The sequence below is a fragment of the Collimonas sp. genome, assembly GCF_044339385.1.
In the GTDB taxonomy this organism is placed as follows: domain Bacteria; phylum Pseudomonadota; class Gammaproteobacteria; order Burkholderiales; family Burkholderiaceae_D; genus Collimonas.
Genome location: NZ_JBIIVN010000197.1, coordinates 1 through 4112 on the forward strand (window position 1 = coordinate 1; position 4112 = coordinate 4112).

General features: G+C 53.4%; 2 protein-coding genes and 3 pseudogenes. 3 read left to right on the forward strand and 2 right to left on the reverse strand.

The genetic code is table 11. From position 1 onward, the window contains the following. Positions 1–179, forward strand: a pseudogene (locus ACIQ0R_RS11675) (IS256 family transposase); the annotation flags it as partial. A gap of 97 nt (positions 180–276) precedes the next feature. Further along, positions 277–663: pseudogene (locus ACIQ0R_RS11680) on the forward strand (ABC transporter ATP-binding protein); the annotation flags it as partial. Between the two features lie 229 nt (positions 664–892). Here ACIQ0R_RS11680 and ACIQ0R_RS11685 read toward each other — a convergent pair. Beyond that, the gene (locus ACIQ0R_RS11685) at positions 893–2026 is read right to left on the reverse strand and encodes a transglycosylase SLT domain-containing protein (RefSeq protein WP_395827571.1); all 1134 of its coding nucleotides are present in this window, start codon (positions 2024–2026) and stop codon (positions 893–895) included. A 395-nt stretch (positions 2027–2421) separates the two neighbouring features. Here ACIQ0R_RS11685 and ubiD point away from each other — a divergent pair, with 395 nt between their 5' ends. Beyond that, positions 2422–3906 (forward strand): 4-hydroxy-3-polyprenylbenzoate decarboxylase, encoded by a 1485-nt coding sequence (gene ubiD / locus ACIQ0R_RS11690; RefSeq protein ID WP_395827574.1) that lies wholly within the window; start codon positions 2422–2424, stop codon positions 3904–3906. A 93-nt stretch (positions 3907–3999) separates the two neighbouring features. On the opposite strand, the pseudogene ACIQ0R_RS11695 reads toward ubiD, so the two are convergent. Further along, a pseudogene (locus ACIQ0R_RS11695) lies at positions 4000–4112 on the reverse strand (IS5/IS1182 family transposase); the annotation flags it as partial.

Genomic DNA, 4112 nt, shown 5'->3' on the forward strand with positions numbered 1-4112 from the left:
TGAGCCTGCGCAAAGTCATCAAAACCCGCAGTTCATTCCCCACCGATGACGCCGTCAGCAAGCTGTTTTATCTGGCGCTCAACAACATCAGCAAGAAGTGGACGATGCCATTGCGGGACTGGAAGGGGGCACTTAACCGCTTCACTATCCAGTTTGAAGAACGGATGAAGCCGAATTAAACGAAATTCCGTTTACACAAAATCCAGCACACCCTCTGGAGGCAGGAAGTGCTTCTTAAACTATGCAGATATTTGCCTGGACAGATGGGTCCACTTTAAGGCTGGCATCGCGGCTGATATTGACAGGTGGTTTGGCGTTTTTCCACGCCTGAAGGAGCGCGCTGCTCAAATGGCCGGCACCTTGTCCGGCGGAGAGCAGCAGATGCTGGCGATGGCGAGGGCCCTGATGAGCCATCCGAAGCTGTTGCTGCTGGACGAGCCGTCGATGGGTTTGTCACCGATCATGGTTGAAAAGATATTTGAAGTGATCCGTAGCGTATCGGCACAAGGCATCACGATCCTGCTGGTCGAGCAGAACGCCAAGCTGGCGCTGGAAGCTGCTCATCGGGCCTATGTGATGGACTCCGGCCTGCTGACGATGAGCGGTAATGCCAAAGACATGCTGAACGATCCGAAGGTGAAGGCTGCTTATCTAGGCGAGTAGCAAGTGTCTGTTTGGTCTTGACGTTGCAATGTAACAGGAGCCAGGAGTCTTTGGCTCCTGTTTTTTGCATCAGTTACATCAAGGTGTGTTTTTTCGACGGTCCGTTGCTTGGCTGTTGCTATTGGCAACGTAGTACCGGCTCTCGTCGGGCACCTTGGGCGAGATCGATGGTGTGGCGGTTGGACGATAAAAAAAGAGCCCTCAGGCTCTTTTTTTATCGTCATTCAATTCAGGTCATTGGTTGCGAGTTGAATTGATTGTTGCTTGACTGCAGGATCTGATGGTCGATTGCGTCCGGCACGCTAAGCGCCGCTTCAGGCGGGGTTGTGCTGCTATCGACCGGGGCTACTGCCTGAATCGGACGCGTCTTTGGTGCGGCGATCGGTGTGGAGGAGCCGGACGAAGGCACGTTTTTACCGGTAGCCACGTCTTGCAAGCGGCGATATTCAGCCAGTACCTTATAGCCGTAACCGCCGTCGTTGGGGAAAGCAGCTGCACCAACGTAGCGTTTCAGGCCAGCTTCAATCGAGCCCCCCTGCGCCACGTACTCCCTGAGGATCATTGAGCCAACCTTGATATTAGCGGTTGGATTCAGCGCTGCCTTGATACCGCCCCAGCTTTCAAACTTGTCTTCATGTACTTTCGACATGACTTGCATCAGGCCTTGCGCGCCGACCGGGCTCTCAGCAAATGGATTCAGTCCGGATTCGATTGCCATGACCGCAAGGATTAACAGCGGGTCCAGTTTGGTTTCACGTGCAGCTTTATAGGCGGTCGTCACAAACATATTGGTGGCGTCGTCCGCCACGCGATATCGCTTTGACAGCCAATTGGTTACCCATTGCTGCTGGCGCGAGCTATCTACGGTGCTGTTCGATTTGCTGAACATGCTATCCATATGGACCAGATGATTGGTGCTGGCGTTCACTGGAGCAGGTACAGTCAGATTTGTTGCAATCTTGACGTCGGTACTTGGCTGATCTGCACCTTGTGCCGTTGCCTGCTCCGCCGTTTTTTGTTGTGACTGATCTGTAAACAAAGGCAAACTTTGAATCGTGTAGACCAGTTCCGGTTTGATCATGAAGACGCTTGCTGCGATAACGGCCAGCAAACCACTGAACAACACTGTGAAGCGCGTGGTGGCGATGACCCCGCCTATTGTGTCGCGGGGGTAAGTTGCGCCATTGGCGACGGCACTGCTGAATTTTTTCTTACGGTCGAGCACAGCCAAGCTAGATGGCACTCTGGTAGATCTTGCTAACAATTGAACCTCCTGAATCGTCGCGGCGCATGCAGGCTCCATGAGAGGCGGGAGCGAAATACGAAATATGCTGCGTGCACCGTAATCAATATCGTCCGGCATCGCATGCTTGCCGCAAGCGCTATGCCAAACGTCGTTGCTGTTTGCGCTTATATGGCTGCTACCGGCTGCTGTGTATAGCGCCGTGCCAGAGGCAAACAACTTGCTCGGGGGAGAAGGCTGACGCCTTTTGAGAACACTCCTTAAAATGTCATGTGGGACCCCGATCCCGTGAATATTGAGAGTCGACTAAAAATGCGCTTTGTGGGCGAGCCGATTTCATCAAGTTGGGCGCATTGTAGGGGGGCTGTTTATATCAAGTCAATACTATTGAAATTGAAATTAATAACTTTTGTGTATAATGATTTTGCTATATCCGGGCTGTAACCCAATAAAATCAAGCACTTCGCACAGAAGCTTCAAATTTTGACTTCACATCTGGAAACAATGTAAAACTTATGAAATATTCGGATTTACGTGATTTTGTTGTTAAATTGGAACGAATTGGGGAGTTAAAGCGCATTTCGACCCCGATTTCACCTTATTTGGAGATGACCGAGGTCTGCGATCGCACGTTGCGGGCGGCCGGGCCTGCACTCCTTTTTGAAAATCCCGTTGGTCATTCAATACCTGTATTAGGAAATTTATTTGGGACGCCACGCCGCGTCGCGCTTGGCATGGGCACCGATGACGTCAGTGAATTGCGTCGCATTGGCCATGTGTTGGCGATGCTGAAAGAGCCGGAGCCACCTAAGGGATTTAAGGATATTCTTGGTCTCGGCACGCTAGTGAAATCGCTGTGGGACATGGCGCCCAAGGAGCGTAGTTCAGCGCCATGCCAGGACATCGTGTGGGAAGGTAATGATGTTGATCTGGCCAAGCTGCCGATCCAGCATTGCTGGCCGGGGGATGTCGCGCCACTCATTACCTGGGGCCTGGTGATTACCAAGGGGCCGCACAAGAAGCGCCAGAATCTCGGGATTTATCGGCAGCAGGTACTAGCTCGCAACAAGGTGATCATGCGTTGGCTGGCGCATCGCGGTGGCGCGCTGGATTTCCGCGAACACGCCCTGGCGACCGGCGGCAAGCCTTATCCGGTCGCGGTAGCGCTGGGAGCCGATCCCGCTACTATATTAGGTGCGGTGACACCGGTACCGGACAGTTTGTCGGAGTACCAGTTCGCCGGTTTGCTGCGTGGTAGCCGCACCGAGCTGGTCAAGGCCATCGGTAGTGAGCTGCGGGTCCCGGCTTCGGCTGAGATTGTGCTGGAAGGGCACATCAATCCCGATCCGTCGCATCCATCCGGCTATGAAATGGCGCTGGAAGGGCCATACGGCGATCACACCGGCTACTACAATGAGCAGGACTGGTTCCCGGTATTCACAATCGACCGCATCACGATGCGCGAGTCCCCCATCTATCATTCGACCTACACAGGCAAGCCGCCTGATGAACCTGCGGTGCTCGGTGTGGCATTGAATGAGGTGTTCATCCCATTACTGCAGAAGCAGTTTTCCGAAATTACCGATTTTTACCTGCCACCGGAAGGTTGCAGCTATCGCATGGCGGTGGTTCAGATGAAGAAGGCTTACGCCGGACATGCCAAGCGGGTGATGTTTGGCGTCTGGAGTTTCTTGCGCCAGTTCATGTACACCAAGTTCATTGTTGTGGTCGACGAGGATGTCAACATCCGCGACTGGAATGAAGTGATCTGGGCCATCACCACGCGCGTCGATCCGATTCGCGATACCACCTTGGTCGACAACACGCCGATCGATTATCTCGACTTCGCCTCGCCGGTCAGTGGCTTGGGCAGCAAGATGGGCATCGATGCAACCAACAAGTGGCCGGGTGAAACCAGCCGCGAGTGGGGGCGTACCATCAGTATGTCTGACGACGTCAAGTTACGGGTCGATCAAATCTGGCAAGAGTTGGGGTTATAGGTGGCACAGAGGTTAAAAAAACGACTGGGCCTGCTCCCGGCGCATCGCCGGGCTGGAATATGTGGGAAATGGCGGCGTAGTTAAGAGACGGTTTCATAAAGGCTGCGATGCCTGCTGAAGTTTGCTCCAGCAGATCAGACTGCAGCCAAGTTTAAGGAATGCTTGATGAATATCAGCGCGACGTTCGAAACGAATGCGAAGACGAC

What these genes read in the sequence shown, in the direction of transcription:
- ACIQ0R_RS11685 (WP_395827571.1), bottom strand. Translation starts at nt 2,026, where the DNA reads ATGCCGGACGATATTGATTACGGTGCACGCAGCATATTTCGTATTTCG.
- ubiD (WP_395827574.1), top strand. Translation starts at nt 2,422, where the DNA reads ATGAAATATTCGGATTTACGTGATTTTGTTGTTAAATTGGAACGAATT.